The organism is Acinetobacter sp. neg1, from assembly GCF_000788125.1.
Taxonomy (GTDB): domain Bacteria; phylum Pseudomonadota; class Gammaproteobacteria; order Pseudomonadales; family Moraxellaceae; genus Acinetobacter; species Acinetobacter vivianii.
In genome coordinates, this window is record NZ_JSZD01000006.1 from 1,160,217 (window position 1) to 1,186,029 (window position 25,813).

General features: G+C 40.9%; 19 protein-coding genes and 1 pseudogene. 11 read left to right on the top strand and 9 right to left on the bottom strand.

Annotation, left to right across the window (positions count from 1 at the left end):
- Positions 1–71 precede the first annotated feature (71 nt).
- From ubiA to glnA, 3 genes are all read right to left on the bottom strand, one after another.
- Positions 72–953, bottom strand: coding sequence for a 4-hydroxybenzoate octaprenyltransferase (ubiA, locus tag PJ15_RS06470; RefSeq protein WP_047429041.1), 882 nt, complete (start codon positions 951–953; stop codon positions 72–74).
- A gap of 15 nt (positions 954–968) precedes the next feature.
- Positions 969–1,460, bottom strand: coding sequence for a chorismate--pyruvate lyase family protein (locus PJ15_RS06475; RefSeq protein ID WP_047429205.1), 492 nt, complete (start codon positions 1,458–1,460; stop codon positions 969–971).
- 126 nt (positions 1,461–1,586) lie between these two features.
- A complete protein-coding gene (glnA, locus tag PJ15_RS06480) occupies positions 1,587–3,002 on the bottom strand; it encodes a type I glutamate--ammonia ligase (RefSeq protein WP_171067993.1) in 1,416 nt (471 codons plus the stop codon).
- A 733-nt stretch (positions 3,003–3,735) separates the two neighbouring features.
- On the opposite strand from glnA, the gene PJ15_RS06485 reads away from it, so the two are divergent.
- The 4 genes from PJ15_RS06485 to PJ15_RS06500 all read left to right on the top strand — a co-directional run bounded on the left by PJ15_RS06485 (position 3,736) and on the right by PJ15_RS06500 (position 9,671).
- Positions 3,736–5,277 (top strand): peptide MFS transporter, encoded by a 1,542-nt coding sequence (locus PJ15_RS06485; RefSeq protein ID WP_047429043.1) that lies wholly within the window; start codon positions 3,736–3,738, stop codon positions 5,275–5,277.
- Positions 5,274–7,076 (top strand): aminopeptidase P family protein, encoded by a 1,803-nt coding sequence (locus tag PJ15_RS06490; protein WP_047429045.1) that lies wholly within the window; start codon positions 5,274–5,276, stop codon positions 7,074–7,076. The genes PJ15_RS06485 and PJ15_RS06490 overlap by 4 nt, the downstream gene beginning before the upstream one ends.
- A 289-nt stretch (positions 7,077–7,365) precedes the next feature.
- The gene (locus PJ15_RS06495; protein WP_004773708.1) at positions 7,366–7,950 is read left to right on the top strand and encodes an anthranilate synthase component II; all 585 of its coding nucleotides are present in this window, start codon (positions 7,366–7,368) and stop codon (positions 7,948–7,950) included.
- A 356-nt stretch (positions 7,951–8,306) separates the two neighbouring features.
- On the top strand, positions 8,307–9,671 hold the full coding sequence (locus PJ15_RS06500) for an L-cystine transporter (RefSeq protein WP_047429047.1): 1,365 nt from the start codon (positions 8,307–8,309) through the stop codon (positions 9,669–9,671).
- A 57-nt stretch (positions 9,672–9,728) separates the two neighbouring features.
- On the opposite strand, the pseudogene PJ15_RS06505 reads toward PJ15_RS06500, so the two are convergent.
- Positions 9,729–12,501 (bottom strand): annotated as a pseudogene (locus tag PJ15_RS06505) (M1 family metallopeptidase).
- A 7-nt stretch (positions 12,502–12,508) separates the two neighbouring features.
- Positions 12,509–15,241, bottom strand: a complete 2,733-nt coding sequence (locus PJ15_RS06510; RefSeq protein ID WP_047429051.1) for a TonB-dependent receptor — start codon at positions 15,239–15,241, stop codon at positions 12,509–12,511.
- A 355-nt stretch (positions 15,242–15,596) separates the two neighbouring features.
- Between PJ15_RS06510 and trpD the strand changes: the two genes are divergently transcribed.
- The 6 genes from trpD (at position 15,597) to PJ15_RS06540 (ending at position 19,826) form a co-directional block, all read left to right on the top strand.
- On the top strand, positions 15,597–16,646 hold the full coding sequence (gene trpD, locus PJ15_RS06515; RefSeq protein WP_032863949.1) for an anthranilate phosphoribosyltransferase: 1,050 nt from the start codon (positions 15,597–15,599) through the stop codon (positions 16,644–16,646).
- 9 nt (positions 16,647–16,655) lie between these two features.
- A complete protein-coding gene (gene trpC, locus PJ15_RS06520; RefSeq protein WP_047429053.1) occupies positions 16,656–17,462 on the top strand; it encodes an indole-3-glycerol phosphate synthase TrpC in 807 nt (268 codons plus the stop codon).
- Between the two features lie 96 nt (positions 17,463–17,558).
- Positions 17,559–17,984, top strand: a complete 426-nt coding sequence (locus tag PJ15_RS06525; protein WP_047429055.1) for a hypothetical protein — start codon at positions 17,559–17,561, stop codon at positions 17,982–17,984.
- Positions 17,985–18,122: 138 nt separating this feature from the next.
- Positions 18,123–18,812 (top strand): Smr/MutS family protein, encoded by a 690-nt coding sequence (locus tag PJ15_RS06530; protein ID WP_004773719.1) that lies wholly within the window; start codon positions 18,123–18,125, stop codon positions 18,810–18,812.
- Between the two features lie 91 nt (positions 18,813–18,903).
- Positions 18,904–19,452 (top strand): GTP cyclohydrolase I FolE, encoded by a 549-nt coding sequence (gene folE, locus PJ15_RS06535; protein WP_171062185.1) that lies wholly within the window; start codon positions 18,904–18,906, stop codon positions 19,450–19,452.
- A gap of 14 nt (positions 19,453–19,466) precedes the next feature.
- Positions 19,467–19,826 (top strand): cupin domain-containing protein, encoded by a 360-nt coding sequence (locus tag PJ15_RS06540; RefSeq protein ID WP_047429057.1) that lies wholly within the window; start codon positions 19,467–19,469, stop codon positions 19,824–19,826.
- A gap of 36 nt (positions 19,827–19,862) precedes the next feature.
- Here the strand turns inward: PJ15_RS06540 and PJ15_RS06545 are convergent, their stop codons facing one another.
- The 4 genes from PJ15_RS06545 to hemE form a co-directional block, all read right to left on the bottom strand.
- Positions 19,863–21,743 (bottom strand): DUF4105 domain-containing protein, encoded by a 1,881-nt coding sequence (locus tag PJ15_RS06545; protein ID WP_047429058.1) that lies wholly within the window; start codon positions 21,741–21,743, stop codon positions 19,863–19,865.
- 81 nt (positions 21,744–21,824) lie between these two features.
- Positions 21,825–22,295, bottom strand: coding sequence for a DUF3015 family protein (locus PJ15_RS06550; protein WP_004773725.1), 471 nt, complete (start codon positions 22,293–22,295; stop codon positions 21,825–21,827).
- 172 nt (positions 22,296–22,467) lie between these two features.
- Positions 22,468–23,262 carry a DUF817 family protein gene (locus tag PJ15_RS06555; protein WP_047429060.1) on the bottom strand — a complete coding sequence of 265 codons (795 nt, stop codon included), beginning with the start codon at positions 23,260–23,262 and terminating at the stop codon, positions 22,468–22,470.
- A 44-nt stretch (positions 23,263–23,306) separates the two neighbouring features.
- A complete protein-coding gene (hemE, locus tag PJ15_RS06560; RefSeq protein ID WP_004773727.1) occupies positions 23,307–24,380 on the bottom strand; it encodes a uroporphyrinogen decarboxylase in 1,074 nt (357 codons plus the stop codon).
- A 199-nt stretch (positions 24,381–24,579) separates the two neighbouring features.
- Here hemE and PJ15_RS06565 point away from each other — a divergent pair, with 199 nt between their 5' ends.
- Entirely contained in the window at positions 24,580–25,809 is a 1,230-nt protein-coding gene (locus PJ15_RS06565; protein WP_004773728.1) for a L,D-transpeptidase family protein, read from the top strand.
- Positions 25,810–25,813: the final 4 nt, after the last annotated feature.

Here is a 25,813-nt window from a genome sequence, read left to right on the forward strand (position 1 = left end):
AACTACATGCCACCTTATTAAGGCATAAAAAAAGTGCCCTGCATAGGACACTTTTCAACTAGATAGTCAGATTAAGCTATTAATTCTAAAAAAATTCCGATGAAAATAATCATCCCTACCCAGCGATTGTGACGGAATGCCCAAAAACAGATCTGTGGATCTCGGTCTTTGGTTCTTATCGCCTGATAAATAAAATCAGCCGCGACCACGCACAATGCAATCAAGCCAAAAGGCAACAAAAGATTTTCCAGATACAAGGCACTGCCGATCAAGATCAGGCTCATTACCTGAAGCAGACCAATTATCTGGATATCATAACGACCAAATAAAATAGCAGTCGATTTCACCCCAATTTTTAGATCATATTCACGATCTGTAATTGCATATTGGGTATCGTAGGCCACTGTCCACGCCAAATTACCAAAATAAAGCAGCCAGCAGGTTAAATCAGGCGTTTGCCCAACAGCCGTATACGCCATTGGAATTGACCACGAGAATGCTGCACCTAAAAATACTTGCGGTAAATTGGTATAGCGCTTCATAAAAGGATAAATAAACGCTAAGAACAATGCCCCAAAAGACCAGTAAAATGATTCAATCGGCAGAAAAAATAACAAGGCAGCACTTGCTAACACCAAGGCCAGAAACACAAAAACAGCTTCTCTAGCACGAATAATTCCTGTTGCTAAAGGACGTGTTTTGGTTCGCTCAACATGCGCATCTACTTTACGGTCAGCAAAATCATTAATCGCACACCCAGCTGCACGCATAAAAATAACACCCAAAATCATAATAAACAGAATTTTGAGATCTGGAATTCCTTTGGATGCAATCCATAACGCCCACATGGTTGGCCAAAATACTAATTCTGTGCCAATCGGCTTATCAAAACGACAAAGGTAATAATAGGCTTCTAAACGTTGTCGCCAAGTCGTGTGTTGCACTGTTTCCATGATAATCCTTAGGCGTCAATGCTGTTGAATAAACTGTTCAAATGCAGGTAAAAACGTTTCCTGCACAATAAACTTACAACCATGCCAAGTATAGCAACTCTGACGTGTCCATCCCTCTTCAAGATAAATGACGCGTCTCTCGCAAGCTGGACTGGTTCTCTGAAACAGAAACCAGCCAATCGGTTTATTACCAATATGCTGAAATAATCTCGCCTTTTTTTGCAAGCTTAAAATTGGAAAAATACTTTTTGCTTTTACCCAGGCCTGTTCTTCGCTGCCATAAAGATTGGTTTCTCGGACCCATGCCACATGCTGTGCTGGCATTTTCATCCACTGGCTGTCATTCAAAGTCAGGCGCTGATAATGTTCTTTAAGGCGTTCAACATGAAACTGACCTTGTCCTAAATCAGTTAACTGTTGGGTCAATGACCCTGATGCGTACAACCATTTTTTTAATACTGCAGGAAGCTCTTTTCCTTTTATTCTGTTTGGTCGTAAATTTCGCATGCTTGGCTCACTAAAAACATCGCGATTAGTGTACATGATTTTTTTTCAAAAAAGAGTATGACTTTCAACCGAATCAAAAACATAAAAAAAGCTCGCCGAAGCGAGCTTTTCTGAATCAGGGATGTATTACAGGCTGTAGTACATATCAAATTCAACTGGGTGAGTCGTCGTGTTAAGACGACGTACATCTTCAGTTTTAAGTTCGATATATGCATCAAGCATTTCTTTAGTGAACACGCCACCTTTTAACAGGAACTCATGGTCATTTTGAAGTGCTTCAAGTGCCATATCCAAGCTGTGAGCAACTGTTGGGATTTTTGCTTCTTCTTCTGGAGGAAGATCATATAAGTTTTTATCAGCAGCTTCACCTGGGTGGATCTTGTTTTGGATACCATCAAGACCAGCCATCAACAATGCCGCGAAACCTAAGTACGGGTTCATCATTGGATCTGGGAAACGTGCTTCAATACGCTTGCCTTTCGGGCTAGAAACGTAAGGAATACGGATCGAAGCAGAACGGTTACGTGCTGAGTAAGCAAGCATAATTGGCGCTTCAAAATGTGGAACCAAACGCTTATACGAGTTTGTAGAAGGGTTTGTAATTGCATTCAATGCACGAGCATGCTTGATCACACCACCAATGAAGAACAATGCCATTTCTGATAAACCAGCATATTCGTCACCAGCAAACAAGTTCTTGCCATCTTTAGAGATTGACATATGAACGTGCATACCAGAACCGTTATCGCCTACCATTGGTTTAGGCATAAAGGTTGCTGTTTTTGCATATTGGTGAGCAACGTTCCAAACTGCATATTTGAACTGTTGTACTTCGTCCGCTTTACGAACTAAAGTGTTGAAGCTTACACCAATTTCTAATTGGCAAGATGCAACTTCGTGGTGATGTACTTCTACACGACCTGGGCCCATGATGTCTTCGATTTTTGCACACATGTCAGCACGCATATCTTGTGAAGAATCAACAGGAGGAACTGGGAAGTAACCACCTTTCACACGTGGACGGTGACCAGAGTTACCAGCTTCATAGTCTTTACCAGTCGACCAAGCCGCTTCTTCAGCGATCAATGTGTGGCGCGCGCCAGACATGTCGATGTCCCATTTCACTTCGTCGAAAACGAAGAATTCTGGTTCTGGACCAAAGAATGCAGTATCACCGATACCTGTAGATTTTAAGTATTCTTCAGCACGACGAGCAATTGAACGTGGGTCACGCTCGTAACCTTGCCCAGTTGATGGCTCGATAACGTCACAAGTCACAACAACAGTCGGTTCAGCAAAGAACGGGTCAAGGAAACCAGTTTCAGCATCTGGACGTAAGATCATGTCAGATGCTTCAATGCCTTTCCAGCCAGCAATTGAAGAACCATCAAACATTTTACCGTCTTCGAATGTATCTTCATCAATGGTATCAGCTGGGTAAGTTACGTGCTGTTCTTTACCCTTAGTATCAGTAAAGCGAAAATCGACCCATTTTGCGCCACTTTCTTTGATGAGTTGAAGGACCTTGTTCGCCATGCTCATTTGCTCCAATGAAATTTTTATGCACTTGTTAAGTGCGTGTTAGGTGTTGATGTATAATTAGCAATTATCATACCAACAATTTTAAAGCATACCTAAAACATTGAATTACTTATAAGTAATCATGATTTAGGCTCCTTGTCTTGAACTCATTATACTGTTTGCTTGTGTAAATGCACCATATTCACACATTTTCAAATTATGGCATATTTAAATAGCTCACTATCGCCCCAATTTGGTGCAAAATTGTTGCACTGATATAACACACTGCATCAATTTCAAACAATCGTTCATGATCATAATACTTTCTTATATAGAATGCTGAGATTCTTATCGGATAACACGAAAAATAATCGCATCTTTTACAGCCTTTTGTTCAATGAATGTTTTGGTTTATTTCAACAACTAAAATTTGTTGCTTAACCTATTCATCCATAGGCGATATTCTTTATTTAAAATCCAATTAATATTTTTTCATTTTATGAATTTTTCTTATTAGGTGAACGATTTAACAGCTGAGTAATCAACGACTCAAATCCATTCGCGTAGACTTGTTATTATCGAACGAAAAACAAATTTTACTATTCATGTTCTTTTTCATTCACTTTTTTTATACAGGCCAAACTTGCTTTTACAATTAAAAAAAACTAAAAATCGTATACATAAATTTTTATTATTAATAAACAAACTCAAAGTTATGTTTATAAAAACTTAAAATCATTCAAGGATTTGATTAATGAAATATGACTTTGAACGGTCGGATAAAGCTTTTTTTGGCCATCCTAAGCCTTTACAAACGCTTTTTTTCACCGAGCTTTGGGAAAGATTTTCCTATTATGGTATCCGGCCTTTACTGATCCTTTATATGATTGCCATGGTCAATGACGGCGGTCTGGGACTTGATCGGCCCACTGCCGCAGCGATTGTGGGATTGTTTGCAGGTTCCATGTATCTAATGACCGTTTTTGGTGGATGGATTGCAGATAATTGGTTAGGTCAAGCACGTGCTGTCTGGTATGGCTCTCTTATTATTGCCTTAGGTCATCTCTCAATTGCGCTTACGCCTGTTTTTGATCAGTCTTTCTTTTATTTTGGTTTAGTACTTATTGTTTTAGGTTCTGGACTATTTAAAACATGTATTTCGGTGATTGTTGGAACTTTATATAAAGCCCAAGACGCAAGACGTGATGCAGGCTTTTCCATTTTCTATATGGGAATTAATATGGGGTCATTTATTGCCCCGCTCATTACTGGGCTTTTGGTAAGAGATCATGGCTGGCATTTAGGCTTTGGTATTGGTGGCCTTGGGATGCTCATTGCTTTATTAATTTTCCGTTTTATGGCAATTCCCCAACTGGAAAATTTTAACAAGTTACGTCAAGAAACCAACAGCTGTAGCAAACCTGTCGTAGAAAATAAAAATGCACCCAAAATTGTATTTAGCTTCTTATTCGCACTTACAGTGGTTATTGCATTAACGTTCTTTGGCATCATTCACATCAACCCTGTTGCTGTCGCGACCTATTTAACTGTAGGAATTGGTATAGGAATTATTGCCTATTTTGCGTATTTACTGCTTTTCCTTAATTTAGATCAAAATGACAAATTTAAAATTATCATTTGTTTTGTTCTATTGATCACTTCTGCCCTTTTTTGGTCCGCTTTTGAGCAAAAGCCAACTTCATTTAATTTATTTGCTCAGGATTATACCAACCGCAATGTTTTAGGTTTTGAGATTCCAACCGTATGGTTCCAGTCTATTAACGCCCTCTTTATTATTATTTTTGCTCCAATTGCTGCATGGCTATGGGCAAGACTAGGCAAATCGAACAAAGACCCTAGTTATATCTCAAAATTTATTATTGCACTTTTACTGGCAGCAAGCGGATTTTTACTGATGTCTCTGGCTAGCCATTTTGCCATTAGCGATGGTTTGGTTTCACCATTGTGGTTAGTCGGTGCTTTATTGCTGCTTACTTTGGGAGAGCTGTGCCTAAGCCCGATTGGTTTATCGACCATGACTAAACTTGCTCCAGATGTCATTCGTGGACAAATTATGGGACTATGGTTCACAGGTTCAGCTTTAGGCAACCTCATGGCAGGTTTGATTGGTGGGCAAGTCGCGGCAGATGCTATCGAAAATTTACCCACCCTATTTATGCGCTGCGTATTGGCCTTAGTTATTGGCGCAATCGTGTTATTTTTATTAAAGAAACCAATGAACAAATTAATGGGCAAAAGCACCAGCAAAGTTCAACCTGATTTGGAAACGATATGAACGACTTAACTGTTCCAGAAAAACTAGCGAAACTTCGTGAACTCATGACCCATCAAAACGTTGATGCTTTGGTTGTCATGAGTGCAGATCCACATATGTCAGAGTATTTACCAGACTATTGGAAAGCAAGGCAATGGTTAAGCGGTTTTAGTGGCTCTGTCGGTACCTTGGTTGTGACCCAAAACTTTGCAGGGCTCTGGGCTGATGGGCGTTATTGGGTACAAGCCGAACAACAACTCGTTGGAACTGGCTTCCAATTACAAAAATTGACCAGTGATGAATCTTCGACACATCTCGTCTGGCTTGAGAACAATCTACAGTCTGGCTCGGTCATTTCAGTTAATGGACAAACGCTTTCAATCCAGCAGTTTAAGGCATTGGAAAAGACGGCAAAACAACATGACTTTAAACTTGAAATACAGCAAGATTTAATCGGCCTAATCTGGTCTAATCGTCCAGAACTTCCTTCAAAAAATATCCATTTAATGCCTGAAGGGTTAAATGCTTTATCACGTAAAGAAAAAATTCAGGCAATACGGGAAACTTTAAACAGTAAGGCAATTGAAGGCCATTTCATTTCATCTTTAGATGATATTGCATGGGTGTTAAATGCACGTGGTCAAGATGTAGAGTACAACCCTGTATTCCTTTCACACCTATATATCAGTCCACAACAAGCTGTTTTATTTGTTGATCGCAATAAGGTAGACCTCACCACACAAGAGGCGTTCAAAGCTGATGGTATTGAGATTCGTAACTATCAGGATACCGCTAGATTTTTAGCGAATATTTCTGATGCGTCTGTACTGTTAGATCCAGCCAAAGTATCGATTGATCACCAACAAGCTATCGCAAACGATATTCAGGTTGTATACGACATCAACCCAAGTACACTTTTTAAATCACGCAAGCATGAAAGTGAAATTGCGCATATTCGTCATGCCATGCTTAAAGATGGTGTTGCCCTTTGTCATTTCTTCCACTGGCTAGAACAAGCACTTCATCATCAAGAGAACATTTCAGAACTGACCATTGATGAGAAAATTACTGCCTTTCGAGCTCAGCAAGATGGTTTTATAGGCCCAAGTTTTTCAACGATTGCTGGCTTTAATGCCAATGGTGCATTACCCCACTACCGTGCTACTCAAGAACACTATTCATTGATCGAAGGTGATGGTTTATTACTGATTGACTCTGGCGGACAGTACGTAGATGGAACAACGGATATTACTCGTGTTGTTCCCGTTGGGACGCCGACACAACAACAAAAATGTGACTATACGCTGGTTTTAAAATGTCATATTGCTTTGGCAAAAACCATTTACCCAGAAGGTTTAGCTGCACCTTTACTCGATTCAATTTGTCGTCATACTTTATGGCAACAGGGTTTAGATTACCGTCATGGCACAGGTCACGGCGTAGGTTTTGCGCTTAACGTTCACGAAGGGCCGCAAGTACTTTCTTATTACGCGCCGATACATGCCTATAGCAAATTGCGTGAGGGAATGATTATCTCCAATGAACCCGGGCTATATCATGAAGGTAAATACGGTATTCGCATTGAAAATCTGGTTGCAAGCCAGCTCCACGCTGGTTTTGAAAAAACCTACGGTGAATTTCTGGAGTTTGAAACACTCACACTTTGCCCAATATATTTAGATTGCATCGTTGTTGATATGCTAAGCAATGAAGAGAAAGACTGGTTAAATCACTACCATCAAATCGTTCAAGAAAGACTGGCCGAACATCTCTCTGGAGAGGTTTTAGACTGGCTGATTTATAACACCCGTAAGATTTAATCTTCTTCCATGACTGAGGCAGAATCCTTTTTTATTTCTAAAGAAAAGCCTATTCTGCCTTGATGGTTTTCATCCCTATTTTCAAAGTACTTGGATATCCGTTAGAGCTTTTTTTCTGCAAATGTGTAATGAATGAAATAGTTAAACTGGTCACTTCATTTTTTGTTATATTAGCCACCTATTGAGGTGGCTTTATTTTATATGTACTTTACCAATATTGAGTATCAAATTGAGTACCAAAACCGCATCAACAAAAAATATCATTTAAATTCAATAGGTTGAATATAAAATGCTTCTAATGATCGACAATTACGACTCTTTTACCTACAACATCGTCCAGTATTTTGGCGAGTTGAATCAGGAAGTAAAAGTAGTTCGCAATGACCAAGTCTCATTAGAGGATATTGAACGATGGCAGCCAAAATATTTAGTGATTGGACCGGGGCCATGTTCTCCAAGTGAAGCGGGAATTTCTATTCCAGCGATCAATCACTTTGCAGGAAAAATTCCTTTATTGGGCGTGTGCTTAGGTCATCAAGCAATTGGACAGGCATTCGGTGGAAATATTATTCGTGCGAAAACCGTAATGCACGGTCGCTTATCCGATATGCATCACACAGATAAAGGGATTTTTAGCAATCTCCCTTCTCCATTTGCAGCGACACGTTATCATTCACTGGTGATTGAGCAAGAAACGTTACCAGAATGTCTGGAACTGACCTGCTGGACCAATCAGGCTGATGGCACGATCGAGGAAATTATGGGTGTTAAACATAAAACCCTTCCAGTTGAAGGTGTTCAGTTTCACCCTGAATCAATTTTGAGTGAGCATGGGCATCAAATTTTTAAAAACTTCCTAGAGCTTTATGCTTAAACCAAAACTGACTTTTTAATTTCAGTATTAAAACAGCCTGTTGCCATCCAATAGGCTGTTTTTATTTTGAACATATAAAAACAATATACAACTCATACAAACTGATTATTTTTTAAGCTTTAAAATTAAAAGACGATCTATTACTTTAAAACAAATCATTCTTTTTCAATAATTAATCCACTTTTCACAGAATAGAAAAAGTAAACGTGCGATAGGATTTCGGATTGAACAGCGCCCTTTTTACTTTTTTAGATTAACTATAGTCATAGGAATGATTAAGTTTCAGGGCTGCTGGATGGTAGAATCTACGCCATTATTTTTAGCACTCCCTGAAATATCAATCAGGACAACCTATAGTGAATATCTTGGTTTTATTGAATATTATTGTTTTTGTCCTGCTTATGGCAGGATTGTTCTTTTCCTACCGAAAAGATTGGAGCCTTTCAAAGAAAGTTCTGATCGGTATGGTGGTGGGTATCATCTACGGTCTGGCACTTAAAACCATATATGACGATGGTCAGATTATTGAACACTCTGTCGCATGGTTCAACCTTGTGGGTAATGGCTATATCCAGCTATTACAAATGGTGATCATGCCGCTGATTTTCGTTTCAATCGTCAGTGCCGTAGTGAAATTACATCAGACAACGTCGCTTGGAAAAATCAGTGTCTTAGTGATTGGCATCCTGTTAGCAACCACGGCAATTGCCGCGCTGGTGGGTGCCACTGTGACTAACTTATTTGGTTTAACCGCCGAAGGTCTGGTACAAGGTACCCAAGAAGCTGCTCGTTTAGCTGCGATTCAAAGTCAATATATTGGGCAAGTCACCGATCTAGATATACCAAAACTTCTGCTTTCTCTACTTCCTCAAAATCCATTTGCTGATTTAACAGGTATTCGTCCTACTGCCATTATCAGCGTGGTGATTTTCGCTGCATTTTTAGGTGTTGCAGCTTTAAAGCTGATGGATAAAGATCATGTAAATGGCGAAAGAATCAAGCATGGTATTGAAGCATTACAAGCGCTCGTCATTAGTCTGGTTCGTTTGGTAATGCAATTTACACCTTATGGTGTGCTGGCCTTAATGGCTAAAATGGTCGCAACAGCCAATCTTGCCGATATCGTAAAATTGGGCGAATTCCTTGTTGCTTCATATCTCGGCCTTGCGATTATGTTCCTAGTCCATGCCTTGATTTTAGTGTTTGTACGCATCAATCCAGTCGACTTTTTCAAGAAAGTCTTCCCAGTCCTGAGCTTTGCTTTTATTAGTCGCTCAAGTGCAGCCAGTATTCCACTGAATATTGAAGCACAAACCAAGCAATTAGGTGTACCTGAAGGGATTGCCAGCTTTTCGGCTTCATTTGGTGCGACGATTGGTCAAAATGGTTGTGCAGGTTTATATCCTGCAATGCTTGCTGTCATGGTTGCCCCAACCGTTGGTATCAACCCGCTGGATCCGTTATGGATTGCGCAACTGGTTGTCATCGTCACACTCAGTTCAATCGGTGTTGCTGGTGTAGGTGGTGGTGCGACTTTCGCTGCCTTAATCGTGCTCCCTGCGATGGGCTTACCAATTACTTTAGTGGCTTTACTGATTTCAATCGAACCTTTGATTGATATGGGACGTACCGCATTAAATGTAAATGGTTCAATGACCGCAGGTACAGCAACCAGTCAATTATTGGGAGTAAGAGACCCTCAACCCGATAATGATGCTTAAATCGTATTGAAATAAAAAAAGCCAACAACAATGTTGGCTTTTTTTATGGCTAGTAAATTACAACTTCAATTGTTGCACGATGGAGCCATCCTGTTTTGCAACTAAAGATTCACACAGTTGGATCCGTTCTCTGGTTTGATTTAAGCCGCGTTCGACCCCAACCAGTTCTTTGGTTCTCGGTGCAAAGAAATTATTCAACTGTGTCGCTTCCTGTTGGGTACATGCAGCGCCACTAAACAATGCTGGGAAACGTCCCGCAGAAGACTTCCCTAAACGCTCAAATACTGCATCATGATTTACTTTAAACCATGACCACAATCCACCTTGCTCACCGCTATAGTTATTGATGGCATTGATCACCGTACGTACTTCCCCCACCTTCACACGCGGATCAAGAACGAGCTGGCGTGCCTGCTGACGTGTGTCTGCCTGATTGGCTGAGCCTAAAGCAGATAGAATTGCCAGACGTTGTGTCGGCTGAGTGATCCGTTGTAATTCTCCCACTAAACGATCAAATACAGGCTGCCCTTTTTCTTGAACCCGTACTGCCAGAATCGTGGGTAATAATTCTGGCGTGAGCTGGGCAAAGTTCAGTTGCTTCTGTTCAAATAAAGCATCCGATTGCTTTAAGAGTTTTTGACGAACTTCTGGTACCTGAATATCCAGTGCAAGGAACTGCGCCAACTCACTACGCCATAAACTATCCTCAGCAGATTCACCTGCTTTACTGGTATAACCCAACTGATTCAGTTTTGGTAAGTATAAATTCGCCAGAACCTTTCTCAAATGCTCACGTTCAGCGTCTGTTTTCAATACATGACGTTGTATCACGCTAAGCTGCTGAAATAATGCAGTACTGATTTGGCGACTATTCGAGTGAGCAAACTTCTTCGCAACATCCACCACCGCCAACAAGTTAATATCACCATGATTAAATGCTGCCGAAATCGCATAAGCATAGGCCAATTGTTCAGTATTAGAGAGTTTTGCTGTTGCTGCTGTCAGACGAGCAAGTTCTTGTTCGGGTAAACTAAATTGGTAATAGCCTGCTGCATCTGCATTTGGAATATACCAACTGTTAATACTTGCGCCTTTGAGCTCAATTTTGGCTTCAGCTCGGTCAACCAGTTCACATTGAACTTTGCTTGCAGCATTTGGAACTTCGTAGCGTACACATAATGGTACGCCCCAAAGGCTATTTGCATCCCCTTTTGAACCGACTGGTAAATAGCGAGTTTGTTTCACATTTAAAAAGACTTTATTACCTTGTTGCTGCAATGAGGTATTTAGCAAAGGTACGCCCGGTTGATCAATAAAACTTTTTACCGCTTTGCTAAAACGCTCAGCCTGACCAGACTGTTCTGCAAGAGAACTGATTAAATCATTGGCGGTGGCACTACCATATTGGTGCTTGTTAATATAATTCCGTACACCTTGTTTGAACTTTTCCTCACCTAAATAACTTTCAAACATATTTAAAACAGCCGCGCCTTTTTGATAGGTAATACCATCAAAAGCAGTTTGAATATCGGCATTACTTAAAATTGGCTGGCGGATACGGCGTACACTGACCAAGCTATCGCTTTTCATTGCACCTGCTGTATCTACGACTCGTTCCAGATCAGCATTGAATTCAGGGTGCAATTGTTGGGTGATTTTACTTTGCATCCAAGTGGCAAAAGATTCATTCAACCATAAGTCATCCCACCACGGCATCGTTACCACATCGCCAAACCATTGATGCGCCAACTCATGTGCATTGACATTAAATGAGCCCTGTACAAATGACACAGGTGAGTCTTTGTCTAGCAGCATCAAATAATCTCTAAAGGTAATCAACCCAGGGTTTTCCATTGCACCCGCAGCAAAGTCAGGCGCAGCAAGTAAGTCTAATTTGTCGAAGGGATAGCCAAAAGCAAAATAATCTTCTAGTGTTTTTAAAATTGTAGGGGTCTCCAATAAAGCATGCTGCATTTTTTCAGCCTTACCATCTGGTGCAATCCCGCGCAGTTGAATGGCATCTTTGCGCCATTGTGTTGCAGCAATATCTGGCCCTTTCTGTAATTGCCAAGGTCCAACTGCCAGCGCAAGTAAATAAGTCGGTAATGGTTTAGTCTGTGCAAAACTTAAAGTCTTCCAACCTGACTGATCGGTCTGCTCCGATGTCTGATTGGTATTGGCAAAACCTGAATATTTCTCTGGAATGGTCAGACGAATATTAAACGGCGTTTTAAAACGTGGTTCATCGAAAGATGGAAATGATTGACGGGCACTAATGGCTTCCATTTGAGTCATGACATAAGGTTTACCTTCAAACTCTATTTTATAAATACCATCAAGTTGCTGATCATAATCTGCATTAAAATCCAGTACTAAACGATATTGTCCAGCAGCTAAGGTCTTGGCAAATTTAATCACACTCACGCCATCAACTTCTGAAGCTTGCTCATATTTGGCTTTGGTTTTCTGCCCATTTACGGAGCTAATACTCGCCTCTTTTACCGACAAGGATTTGCCATGAATCCATAGATGGTCGGTCGCTTGGGTGAGTTTTAAATGAATGGCGGTTTTGCCCGTATACCCTTTTTGTGCAGGATCAATTTTAAAGTCTAAATCATAAGATTCAGGCACAACCCATTCAGGTAATTTTCCAATTGGAATTTGTTCTTTGCTATTTGACGCAGAAATCTGTGTTGCGGATAAAGAAATTAATGTCGTAAGTAGCAATCGTTTTTTTAATGAAGGTTTGACCAACATAGGAGATCTGTCCTCTGTAGTTTTTAAAATAAAAAGACGCAGCAAATGGTGTACCACTTCGCTGCATCCACACATCATTGTTAGAATTTATAATTAAACTCCAGCCAGCCCTGACGGCCGAATGGTGAATATGATCCTACTGGATAATATGGCCATCCGCCTGTGTCATCGCGTTTCACTTTGTCAAACAGGTTATTCACAATGATTGATGCAGAGGCTTTTGGCGAAATTTGATAGGTTCCACTCCAATTGACCAAATAGGTTGGGCTTAAGTAAGCCGTTTGATTCCCGTTTGGAATCTTGCCATAGCGATTCACCAGCACGGTCGATGCCCAATCACCTCGATTCCAACTGAGGCTGGTATTGAAACGATCTCTCCAATCTGGAATGGTTAAGTCTTTAAGATAATTATCTTTCTCGCCGTCTTTAGATTGTTGATATTCACGTTCAAGCACGCGGCTATAATTCACCGTCCACAGGAAATTACCCAGATTTTCTGTTTTCCAGCGCCATTTGCTGGTGAAATCAATCCCGCGAGTATGATCTGAAGCGGCATTGATCGGCACAATATTAATATTCTTAATCACATTTGGATCAACCACTGCATTTGCAGGATTCCGTTCTACACGTGCCAACGCATCCATACATTGTGCGGAGTTGATATCTTGTGCACCCAAACGACAATCTGCTTCCAAACGTAAAATTTTATCTTCACTTAAATTGGTTACCAGATTATCAATTTTGATATCCCAATAATCGACGGAAATATCAAACTTATTACTTGGTGACCAAACAAAACCTGCACCATAAGATTTACCTTCTTCAGGCTTTAAATCCTTGTTGCCCGTTAAGGTGTAGTTTGCTCCCGGTGAATAATCTTTAAAGCTACATTTATCTAAAGCTTGTCCAGTCTGACTGCAACGTAAATAATCGGTGGTACTTGGGAAATAACCTTTTTGTTTATTTAAAAACAGATAATTCATATCTGGTGCGCGGAAACTGGTCGCGTAGTTACCTCGAACCAATAAGGTTGGATGTGGCCTAAACTCAAGTCCTGAACCAAACGTGAATTTATCAATACTGTTATCTGACAAAGCATAACGGTCATAACGTCCAGACAGCGTTAAATTTAATGGCTTTGCTAGCGGTAAGAATAATTCCGTACCCAGTGCTTGGCGTGTACGCGCCCCACCATATTCACCACTAGAAGTCGCATTATAGAAGTCACCATTTTCTACCGCCTTATCTGGTTTGATTTTAAAACCTTGACGCCCAATTTCTGCCACAGCAGCCAGCTTGGTCGTTCCTGCAGGAAGTTCAAAAACATCACCATTGGCACTTAAAGTTAAGCTCTGTGCCCAAGACTTATCTTTTTCTTCTGTCGTGCCCGAAATCGTTCTAAATTCACTTACCGTCAGTGGTCGACTTAAACGATCCAGATTCGGTGAATAAATCGGAATGCCATCCTGATCTATCCCCAGTTGCTGGCCCAAGAAATATGCATCAACATTCGAGCGTACCAGACCTTGTTTGCGTAATTGACTGGTATAAATCGAGCCATTATAGGCAGCTTCATAACGCCAGCTGCTGTCCCCAATATCACCACGAATACCAAAATTTAAATTTGTAGAGAGCTCTTTCCATTTTTTATTGGCTTGCTCAACATCCCCTAATTCTTCTGGCGCAAAACGTCGTGTCCAGATTTCATAATTTCCTGTGTCTTGATTAAGAAAATAGCCGCTACTTGCACCTAAGGATGTCCATATCGGGCCACGAGTATTATTTTCAATTTGATTGGCACCAATCAAAACATCTGCGAATAATTGTGTTTTTTCATTCAGCTCATAATCCAAACCGAGATAGCCATTTTGGCTGCGATTCTTGGTTTGAACCGTCCAATAGGTCGGTCGTGCTAATCCACTGGCACAGTTATCTGCACCTGTTTTTCCTATATTCTGGACTGATCCTTTAAATAAGCCATCAAATGCATCACAACCACCGATTGAGAGATATTGTCCTGTCTTGGCATTTTTACGCCCAACGATCGTGTCTGGCTTTTCCCCCAAACGTGTTCGGCTCGTCATAAAGTCACGATCAGCTGCCCAAATCGGTTCACGACCACTCAGCTCAAGTCCATACACCAGATTTAACTTATCCAGTGTTTTACTACCACTCAGTTGTAAACGTAGGTTCTCGCCGCCTTCTTTGGTTCCACCCGCCTTGATATTAAATTGGGTTCCATCGGTTTTCTTTTTCAGAATAATATTCACCACACCCGCAATCGCATCTGAACCATATATCGCGGAAGCACCACCGTTTAATATTTCGATTCGATCAATAATTGCAGTTGGGATATTGGCTAAATTGACAAAATTCACAGCGCCATCATATGGCACAGGATAATCAGCCACCCGATGTCCATTGATTAAGGTCAGAGTATGATTCGGTCCTAAACCTCGTAAACTAATTGCATTGGCGGCAGGCGTAAAGGTATTGCCATAGTCAGCTCCTTGCACAAAGCCGGTATTTTGGGTCAGGTTATTTAATGCATCAAAGGCATTGCTAAAGCCCTGCTTTTCGATATCCGCTGCAGTAATCACGGTTACACTGGTCGGGCCATCTTTTTGAGCTTTGGAAATACGTGAACCTGTGACTGCTACACGCACCACTTTATCCGATGTTGCCTTGCTTTGTGGCTGTTCTACATGGGTCTCAGCATAACTTTCTAATGGATGAAGGCATGCAATAAAGACAAAAACAAAACAACCTTTATTTTTAGCAGCCCCAAGATATTTCAAGTAATTTAGGTACATATTTATGGATGAATAAAATGAAGACCGACCTAATATATCCACTTTTATTTAGTTGATTTATACTCATTTTTTCTAGGGATATGTATGATTAAGATATACCAAAAGGTTAATTCCTTATCATAAAAACTCAGAATAAATTAAAACCTTTTTCCAGAAATAAATCGAGCTATTCAAAAATACCATATCAGAGAAGCAGCAAAATTTTTAAAACTATGACCGAACAACAAAAAACTTTGTTTATTTTCTGATAACATAGCTCGCAGCTAGTGAATCATGGATCACAAAAAGCCAAACCATCTACTCAGACAACTGACCTCACTCAAAATTTTAATCATTGATGCTGTAACTCATGACTATGAATATCCAACAGGCCCTTAATCACATTACCAAGAACATTCATCTTACCCAGCCTCAAATGGAAGATGTGATGCGCAGCATCATGCAAGGCGAAGCAACGGAAGCGCAGATTGGTGCACTGATGATGGGCTTACGCATGAAAGGTGAAAGTATTGATGAGATCACCGCTGCGGCACGCATTATGCGTGAGTTTGCCATCAAGATTGATGTCAGTGATATTCCTCATCTCGTCGATATCGTGGGTACAGGCGGTGACGGTCAAAACCTGTTTAATGTTTCAACCGCTTCTAGCTTTGTGATTGCCGCTGCGGGTGCAACTATTGCCAAACACGGTAATCGCGGTGTATCCAGTAAATCAGGCTCTTCTGATGTACTTGAGCAAATCGGGATTCAGCTTGACCTAGATATGCAACAAACTGAACGCTGCATCCGTGAGATGGGTGTCGGTTTCCTGTTTGCGCCAAATCATCATAAAGCCATGAAATACGCTGTTGGCCCACGTCGTGAATTGGGAATCCGTAGTATTTTCAACTTACTGGGACCATTAACCAACCCTGCTGGCGTGAACCGTTTTGTGATTGGCGTATTCTCAGATGAACTTTGCCGTCCAATTGCTGAAGTATTAAAACAGTTGGGTGCCGAGCATGTACTGGTTGTGCATTCTAAAGATGGTCTGGACGAAATCAGTCTGGCTGCACCCACTGCCGTCGCTGAACTCAAAGATGGTGAAATTACCGAATGGACATTGAATCCGGATGATGTCGGTATTCCATCTCAAACCTTATCAGGTTTAGTGGTGAATAGTTCAGAAGAAAGCCTAAAACTGATTAAAGATGCACTAGGCCGTAATAAATCCGACATTGGCGAAAAAGCAGCAAATATGATTGCACTGAATGCAGCTGCTGGGATTTATGTAGCGGGCATTACCAAAACCTATAAACAAGCTGTTGAGCTGGCTCAGGATATTCTGTACGGCGGACAAGCGCTCGAAAAAATGAGTATCTTGGCTGAATTTACCAAGACATTGAAACAATATCAGGCAGACTAAGGACTTCTCATGATCGATATTCAAAATACCATTTTAGGTAAAATTGTTGACCGCAAACATGAGGAGCTTGCAGCACGTTTAAAACAACGTAGCTTGCATGATGTTGAACAATGGGCAAAAGAGGCTTCACCTGTACGTGGTTTTGCCAATGCCTTGCAACATAAACGTCCAGCTGTTATTGCTGAAATAAAAAAAGCATCTCCGTCTAAAGGCATTATTCGTGCAGATTTCAATCCCGCAGAAATTGCTCAACAGTATGAACAAGCGGGCGCTGCTTGCCTGTCTGTATTAACGGATGTGGATTTCTTCCAAGGCGCGGATGAAAATATCGCAATCGCACGTAACCACTGTGCCCTGCCAGCTTTACGTAAAGACTTCTTGGTTGATCCTTATAATGTCATTGAAGCACGTGCTTTACATGCGGATTGTATTTTATTGATCGTGGCCTGCTTATCCGATCAACAGCTGGAAGAAATGTCGAAAACGGCATTTGAGCAGCAGTTGGATGTGTTGGTTGAAGTGCATGATGAATATGAATTAGAGCGTGCTTTAAAACTTTCTGAACAATGCATTTTAGGTGTCAACAACCGTAATCTTAAAACCTTTGATGTCGATTTAAATACCTCATTGCGTTTAAAGAAATTATTGCCTGCTTCCCGCGTTTTGGTGACAGAAAGTGGTATTGCCACACCTGCTGACGTAGAAATGATGCAAGCCAATGATATTCATACTTTCTTGGTCGGCGAAAGCTTTATGAAGCAACCTCGCCCAGATCAAGCATTTAATGAATTGTTTGGTCAGCCTGAGCAAATCTAAGCCAATAAGGTTCAAGCTAAGGTTTTATCTTGAACCTTTAAAATGATACTAGAACTAAAATAAGTTCCGAATAAAGAATAAAATTGATGGAACAATATGAATAACTTTTTATTCATCATCGGGTTAATCTTATTAGTGGGTTTTCCTATTTATAGTCATTTATTTTTTCACGAAAAAATTCAGAGTTTTAAAGACCCAAGAGTTTTTTACTACTTAACGATCATTTCTGGATGCATTTTGATTGGCATTGCAATGTATTCATCCCCTGCTCAGACTCTAATGACGTCTCAAGCATGTGGTGTAATCGAACAATATAAGAGATTTCCAAAACGAGACGGTCACTTCGAACGGCTCGCAATTATCATGGACCAATCTGGTTATATTCGTTATTTTGATTTTGATCGCAATTTACCGCGTCTCCAAGCAAATCAGCATATTTGTTTTGAACTATACGACCGCTTTAAAAATAAAGGTTTAAATCAATCTCGAATGATAAAAATTATAAGTGAGTCATCATCTTAAAAATAATGCATTTTTAATTTTCAATCCGCTCTAAAAAACTCATCTCCATACCCTTCTGAACGTAATACAGTTCAAATCATCACAGATTCAGACTATAATTTCACACCTCTCTCGTATCTTGCCTATTTTTCTAACATTATGAGTAAACACGATTCATCGCTTTCTAAAGACCAGTTTAATTTACTGAAAGCCTTTAAAAAGCAAATCTCTAATCCTCAATCCAGCGCGATTGCAAAGCAAGCCGAATCAAAAAAGGCTCAAGCTGCTGCTGAAGAATTGGAAGATACAGAACTTTTTAAAAAAGCCCTACTTGGGGTCAAACCAATCGACAATCAAAATATTGCCGATACCAAAGTGGCGCGTAGCAAAAAAGTTGATGCCCAAACCTTGGCAAAACGTGCTGCGGCAGAAGGTGGAGCTGAGCAAGAGCTTACAGAAATTTCAGATACCCAAGCGATCTTAAATCCTGTGGCTAGCCAAGCGGCATTAAGCTACCGCATCGCGACCTTACAGCACAAAGTATTTGAAGACTTAAAAGCCGGTAAAATTCGCTGGTTCGAGGCGGTGGATCTACATGGTTGTACCGTGGAACAAGCACGTGCAGCGGTTCTGCAAATCATTCAAATGGCAAAAGAAGAAAACCAGAATGTCATTAAGATCGTGCATGGCAAAGGCCCAGAAGCGATTTTAAAAACCTATGTCAATGGCTGGCTGAGACAGCATCGTGATGTACTTGCTTTTGTGAGCGCGCCTGAAAATCAGGGCGGCACAGGCGCTGTTTTAGTCCTGCTCAAACGTGCTGAAAAGAACCCTAAATTCAAACAGTAATCGGTATTTATATCAAAATTAAGATTTTTAATCGTTTTCTGATACAATTGCCGTTTTTGTTCAACCCACCTAAGTGAACATTGTTATGTCTATGCAGCAATCGTACGCAAATATCTTAACTGCCGTTGGCGAAGACCTAAATCGCCCGGGCTTGCAAGATACACCGATGCGTGCGGCGAAAGCTTTTTCTTTTTTAACTTCTGGTTATAGCAAAACGCTTGAAGAAGTTACGAATAGCGCACTCTTCCCTTCCGATAACCATGAAATGGTATTGGTTAAAAACATCGAATTTTATTCGCTTTGCGAACACCATTTATTGCCATTTTATGGCCGCGTGCATATCGCTTATTTACCTGAAGGTCAGGTACTAGGCCTATCAAAATTTGCTCGTATTACTGAAATGTTTGCGCGTCGACTTCAAGTTCAAGAGAACCTGACGCAGCAGATTGCTGAAGCAGTTGCTCAGGTAACTCAGGCTCGTGGTGTTGCAGTTGTGATTGACTCTGCACATATGTGCATGATGATGCGTGGTGTGGGTAAGCAAGAATCAACCACTCGTACAGTTTCTTTTATCGGTGACTTTAAAACAGATAAAGATACGCGTCGCGAGTTCTTGAGCGCTGTGCCAGAAAGCTATTAATACGAGTACTGCATATGTCATCCATTCAGTTAGCAGGTTTCGGTCATTTAAAAAATGAAGCCAGCGTTGATTACCCTCGTCCAGATCGTCTGGTTCAGGGTAATCCTGAACGGCTCACTTATAGCTTGTATGAACATCCGCGGATGGACTGTGGCATCTGGCAGTGTGAAGTCGGTGCATGGAATATTCAATTTGCTGATAACAAGCAAGAATTCTTTCAGATCATTGAAGGCATTGTCCGCATCCATGATGCAAAAACCAATTCCTTTATTGAAGTGACTGCTGGCCAAGCAGGCATTATCCCACCTGCATTTGTGGGAACATTTGAAGTGGTGGAAACCGTCAAAAAATACTACGTGATTGTAGAAATCTGATCACTGCGAATTGCACTGATCAAAGCTCGAGTCTCTCTAAAAAAACCGTACATATCCCAAGCCGAATTTATTCCAGTCTTTATGATCTTGCTGTTCGAAATCCCAATTCAGACGCACAGCATCATTTGCACTTAAACTATATTGCAGTTGTGTGCCCACTCTTAAATTCCACTGGTTTAAATCTTGCCAATACGGTAATTCTACCTGTACAACGCTGTTGATATTGTCTGACCATACATTCATACAACCCACTGTAGGCCCAGCGCCAACATGCCAACCTTTATCCAAGTCCTTTCCACCTTGAATATGACTTTGTAGTTGGGCGTAGCATAAATGTCGACGATCATAATCTGCCAGACTATAACCCACCTGCATATTTAAATTCATCACGCCATGTTGTTGGTCTTCGCTAAACTGGCCTTTCTCAATGCTTTCCTGTTTCCAGCCGAGATTAAAGCCCCACGTTAAAGGTGATTTAAAAGGTTGAATCGGGTTATATGAATTGACAGATAAGAGGTCTAAATGCTCGAGTTTAAGCTTGTCATCACGATATTGCAGACTGCCATCCAGAAACAGTAATTGTGTGCCTGTCCGATAGCCGCCTTGGGGATCGATCAGATCATGGTAAGCCTGACGGTGACCCAGCTCAATAAACTTCTGCCCTTGTACTTCACCCACATTTACCGATAAGTTACGCGCATGATGCCCTTCTACAGGCTGCTTTTTCGGACGGGCTGGTTCCTGACGCTGTTTAGGCACTTCTATCTGGCTACGTTGAGCTAGTAATTGACGTAATTGTGGCTGAGCAAAATCTGCATCGACCTGATGGCTAATATATTGTAGATATAAATCGTCGTAGGCCATTTCAAGAATTTTGGCCTGCTCAGACGGACTGTAATTTTTTAAAACAGGTTCAGCCTGATTGATCTCAGTAAACGCAACCTGATGTGCAACTTTAGCTAAAGCCGTGCCATGCTGCTTGGCTTGAGCAAGTAATTGGGTTTCCAGTGCAGGACGATAGACCACTTCTTTAACCAGATTTTGTTGGTCAACAGCCTTCAAAGTTTCAATTGGAATAGCAGCATAATTAAACTGCTGTTTTAAGTTTAAATTCGGACGTACCAGATCAATCAGGCCGAGCAAGCGATAAGCACAGTTATCGCTGACGAAATAATAAGGAAAACTCACATGCTGCATTTCCCAGATATGCTCGACCAGAAAACGGGTTTCTTCTGGAGTTAAATTCAGCTCATATTCCCATAGATCACGGCTTTCAAAATCGCCATATTCTTTGACCTTACGGTAGTACGGCATCAATGAATATTCACCGGGATACTGTCCAGTTAAGCCTTTCCATGCATAAGACCAGTTATCATCCCCTTTCACCGTTGCAGCGTAATTGACTGCATACGAGACCAGATTAAGCTGTTTCTGATCTTTAGGGTCTAGGCGCAATAAGGTATGCCCAAACATGGAACTTGGATTGCCCATAAAGTCAGTGGCATAAATCAGGGTGGCCTTATACGGCTTGATCTGGTTAATCCAGTCCTCAAACTCAGTACAATTGGCTTGGGGAAGTTGTGTCGACTCAATATTCAACTGCTGCATCAACCAGCGACTGCGTGCAGGGAAGTTACACCGTATCGATTGATTATCGGCAGCTTCCAGAAATAAGGCTTTAATATCTGCTTGTAATTCGCTTTTTAAATTCGTTTTGCCATCTTTGGCATAAAAATAACCTACATAACCGACTTCACTATTTTGTTTTTGGTCGGCATACATCAAGCGTTGCCATGTGATTTGCTGGTCTAATTGTTTTTGTTGAGCAAGGTCTAAATATTGCTGTAAATCAGATTCAACCGAGGCATGTGCAAAATGACACATCAAAGACGCTATCGCAAAAGTAATTAATTTCATTCAGCAGCAAATATTTTTAAGTATAAGGAAAATAGCGATAAGAAAACCCTGCCATCGAGACAGGGTTCATCATGCAGCAAATTAAACGTAAGCTTTAAGTACAGCGTCTTTTGCCATCACACCTTGTAAAGCGTCTAGAACTTGAAGTGAATTTGTATTTTTGCTTGAGTAAATTTCTGCAAAATTAGCTTTAGATACAGCAAAGAAACGTGCTTTATCATTGGCTTTAATTTGCATTAATTCAGCAAGAACATTTAAGCTTTCGCCTTGACCAACAGCCATATCACGCGCTAAAGCTTCAGCATTTTCATTGGTAAATGTCACCACTTGAGCTGTGACTGTTCCACCCTGACGGCAGCCTAAAGTACCGAAGGTAATACCGAGTAACTGGTTGGTAAAGATACCATTGGTTGTTGCAGCAAGAATTTTAGGTGCAACACCTTTTTTACCCGCCCAAACTTGTGTACCCACACCACAACCCACATCATTATCAGCCATTGCTACAGTTGAACCAGCGGCTAACAATGCAGCTAATGCAATTTTCTTTAACATAGGAACGATCTCCAGTATCAATTATTTTTAACTATTTGTTATCACTATTGTGTTGTGTAATTCTTCTTACACAGGAATTAAAATAACCAGCTTGACTTGTTTTAGCAAATAAATTTTTAAATATATCTGAAATATTTATATCAGGGGCAAAAGCCCCATTCTCTCGACAATTTTAATTTAAGCGCCATATCCCATGTTTATCTCGTGTACCAAGAATCTTTAATACCAAAACCAGACTCAGTAATAATAATAAATACCAAGAGCCTAATTTGCCCCACCCCACCATATGCCATGCATCTACCTGACTTGGATAGAGCCAGATTTGATAGAAAGTACTAATGTTTTCAGCAATCCAGATCAGGAAAGCCAACAACAGTAAAATCGGTAACATCGGCACTTTAAAGCGATATTGTTGCAACTGAAAATAAAGTTTGGTCTTCCAGAAAATCACAACACTCCATATAAATAAAGCCATCCGAATATCTGGAATAAAAAACTTGGTCATAAAGTTTAAATAAGATAAAACCGCCAGACACAGCATATTGCCAAATTTCGGTAAAGACTCAAAAGAGACCTGATAAAGCCGTAATGACCGAGCGAAAAAACTGCCCACGGCTGAATACATAAATCCGGCAAAGAGTGGCACAGTCCATAATTTAAAAATGGCGGGTTGTGGATATTGCCAAGATGCAATCGCAGGATGGGTCAGGAAAATCTCCATGCCCATTGCCATGATATGGAATAAGGCAATAACCTTCGCTTCTGCCCATGATTCTAACTTTAAATAAACCAGACAAACCTGAATGACTAGGGCATAAAACAGCAAATAATCATAACGAAAGAAGCCCCAGTATTCATGACTTCCCATGGGTGCAGTGACTGCAAATGCGATCAGCAACAATAACCCAAATAAGGCAGCCGAAGCTGCCTTAGTAATAAAACTGAGTGGTAATACAATAAACTGCACGAAACTGATCCTAGCCTGTTTAACGTTGAAGTGTCTGTTAAATATCAGCCTAAATATTTCGCGCTGTATTCATGTACTGTATCCACAAAAATTTTCGGTTGTGCTGGATCGACCCACTGTGTAATACCATGACCCAAGTTGGCGATATAACCTGTTTTCTCACCATTGGCATAGGCATCATCCAGCATGGCTTTGACCGATTTTTCAATCGAAGCGGCTGAACCATAAAGTACGGCTGGATCTAGGTTACCCTGTAAGGCAGCACGTCCTGCAATCACATCACGTGCGGTATAAAGCGGTGTAGTCCAGTCTAAACCAAATGCATCTGCACCCGTAGTCAGCATATTCTCTAACCACTGTCCGCCACCTTTAGTAAAGACAATAATCGGAATACGGCGACCATCTTTTTCTCTTTGCAATCCAGCAATGATTTTGGTCATATAGTTCAATGAGAACTCAACATATTCTCTATGTGCCAGCGCACCGCCCCAGCTATCAAAAATCTGGATCGCCTGAGCACCCGCATCAATCTGAGCGTTGAGATAATCAATCACTGAATCTGCAAGATGATCCAATAACGCATGCAACACTTCTGGCTGTGCATACATCATATTTTTGGTGAAACGAAACTCTTTACTTGAGCCACCTTCAATCATATAAGTGGCTAAAGTCCAAGGGCTGCCAGAAAAACCGATTAATGGCACTTGCCCATTTAAAGCTGAACGAATGGTCGATACCGCATTCATCACATAAGCTAAATCTGACTTGGCATTTAATTTCGGCAGATTTGCGACATCTTGTTCGGTACGTACTGTTTTATGAAACTTCGGGCCTTCACCAGTTTCAAAATACAGGCCTAAACCTAAAGCATCAGGAACAGTTAAAATATCCGAGAATAAAATTGCTGCATCTAGCTCATAACGGCGTAGTGGCTGCAAAGTTACTTCACAAGCAAATTCGGTATTTTTGCATAAAGAGAGGAAATCACCTGCCTGTGCACGCGTTTCCCGATATTCTGGTAAATAACGCCCTGCTTGACGCATCATCCATACGGGCGTGGTGTCTACAGGTTCACGTAATAAAGCTCGTAAAAAACGATCATTTTTCAACGTTGTCATTACCAATCTCTAAATTTTTTCATATAAAGCGCATGATAACAAAGTTAGCTTGGAATTTATAATTCGAATTCCATACAAAATTCATGACTTAAAATAAATTTTCGCTTTGACACAAAACTGCTACTGCAAGCGCGCTCATTTTCTGTAATACTTGCAATATCTTATATCTCAATATGAATAATTCATAAGGTTGAATTACATGTTTGTTCGCTCATTACTCGCTATGAGTTTAAGTTGTATTCTTGCTAATGTTGCTTTCGCTGCTCCAACAACTGAGCAACCATTAAATCCAAAAAAAATCGCTGGCTCCGTACAAGATCCGATTGATCCTCTGGCTATCGAGCGTCCAGCTTCAAGTGTTACTGCCCAGCCTGCCTCAAGTGTTGCAGCTCAACCCGCTTCGAGTGTGGTCGCTCAAGCGGCATCTGAGCCTCAAGTGAATACTGGCGCTGCTTCGGTTGTATCACAAAAATTAGAAAATACATCTGACTCAACGACCTCAAAGACTGCTGCTCCTACAGCTAAAGTTTCATGGACGCTGGACAGCATGAATAATGCTGAATGGCCTGAAGGTTTACCGAAAGGACAACTACCAGCTTATGCACGTGCACATGTGATGTTGAACAATGCACATGCTTCACCTGGTGCTATTGATGGTTCAAATGGTAAAAATACCTTAAAAGCGATTGCGTCATTCCAGCAAATGAACGGTATTACCCCAACGGGTCAGTTGACCAAAGAAACATGGGATGCCCTCGTTGCCAAGCAAACTAAGCCAGCTTATGTAGAATACACCTTGACTGATGCTGACTTTAAAGGCCCTTATGCTGATTCAATCCCATCAGACTATGCTTTACAAGCAAAAATGAAAGGTTTGTACTACACCCGTGTTACAGAAATGCTGGGTGAAAAATTCCATATGGATGAGGCTTTCTTAAAGAAACTGAATCCGACGGCAACCTTCAAAAAACCTGGTGAAAAAATTATTGTAGCCAATGTGCGCAATGATTTACCTGAAGATATTCACTTGATCGTGGCACATAAAGGCGCGCGTCAACTGTATTTATTCAACAGCAATAACCAGATGATTGCCTCATTTCCTGCAACAATTGGCAGTACTGATACGCCTTCTCCGACAGGTACCTATAAAGTAGTGGGCGTAGCGAAAAACCCTTGGTATAGCTACTCTCCATCAAACTTTGTGCAAGGTAAAAACCTTAAACCCCTTTCTTTACCACCAGGTCCAAATGCACCAGTAGGTAATATCTGGATCGGTTTAAGCAAAAAATCATTTGGTATTCATGGTACGCCAAATCCGTCTTTAATCTCTAAAACAGCATCACACGGTTGTATCCGTTTGACTAACTGGGATGCTAACGACTTGGGCGCGAAAGTACGTTCAGGCGTGACTGTAAAATTCTTGGAATAATTTA

What these genes read in the sequence shown, in the direction of transcription:
- PJ15_RS06485 (WP_047429043.1), top strand. Translation starts at nt 3,736, where the DNA reads ATGAAATATGACTTTGAACGGTCGGATAAAGCTTTTTTTGGCCATCCT.
- trpC (WP_047429053.1), top strand. Translation starts at nt 16,656, where the DNA reads ATGATCGATATTCAAAATACCATTTTAGGTAAAATTGTTGACCGCAAA.
- trpD (WP_032863949.1), top strand. Translation starts at nt 15,597, where the DNA reads ATGAATATCCAACAGGCCCTTAATCACATTACCAAGAACATTCATCTT.
- PJ15_RS06550 (WP_004773725.1), bottom strand. Translation starts at nt 22,295, where the DNA reads ATGTTAAAGAAAATTGCATTAGCTGCATTGTTAGCCGCTGGTTCAACT.
- hemE (WP_004773727.1), bottom strand. Translation starts at nt 24,380, where the DNA reads ATGACAACGTTGAAAAATGATCGTTTTTTACGAGCTTTATTACGTGAA.
- PJ15_RS06565 (WP_004773728.1), top strand. Translation starts at nt 24,580, where the DNA reads ATGTTTGTTCGCTCATTACTCGCTATGAGTTTAAGTTGTATTCTTGCT.
- PJ15_RS06510 (WP_047429051.1), bottom strand. Translation starts at nt 15,241, where the DNA reads ATGTACCTAAATTACTTGAAATATCTTGGGGCTGCTAAAAATAAAGGT.
- PJ15_RS06525 (WP_047429055.1), top strand. Translation starts at nt 17,559, where the DNA reads ATGAATAACTTTTTATTCATCATCGGGTTAATCTTATTAGTGGGTTTT.
- PJ15_RS06475 (WP_047429205.1), bottom strand. Translation starts at nt 1,460, where the DNA reads ATGCGAAATTTACGACCAAACAGAATAAAAGGAAAAGAGCTTCCTGCA.
- folE (WP_171062185.1), top strand. Translation starts at nt 18,904, where the DNA reads ATGCAGCAATCGTACGCAAATATCTTAACTGCCGTTGGCGAAGACCTA.
- PJ15_RS06540 (WP_047429057.1), top strand. Translation starts at nt 19,467, where the DNA reads ATGTCATCCATTCAGTTAGCAGGTTTCGGTCATTTAAAAAATGAAGCC.
- glnA (WP_171067993.1), bottom strand. Translation starts at nt 3,002, where the DNA reads ATGAGCATGGCGAACAAGGTCCTTCAACTCATCAAAGAAAGTGGCGCA.
- PJ15_RS06495 (WP_004773708.1), top strand. Translation starts at nt 7,366, where the DNA reads ATGCTTCTAATGATCGACAATTACGACTCTTTTACCTACAACATCGTC.
- PJ15_RS06490 (WP_047429045.1), top strand. Translation starts at nt 5,274, where the DNA reads ATGAACGACTTAACTGTTCCAGAAAAACTAGCGAAACTTCGTGAACTC.
- PJ15_RS06545 (WP_047429058.1), bottom strand. Translation starts at nt 21,743, where the DNA reads ATGAAATTAATTACTTTTGCGATAGCGTCTTTGATGTGTCATTTTGCA.
- PJ15_RS06530 (WP_004773719.1), top strand. Translation starts at nt 18,123, where the DNA reads ATGAGTAAACACGATTCATCGCTTTCTAAAGACCAGTTTAATTTACTG.
- ubiA (WP_047429041.1), bottom strand. Translation starts at nt 953, where the DNA reads ATGGAAACAGTGCAACACACGACTTGGCGACAACGTTTAGAAGCCTAT.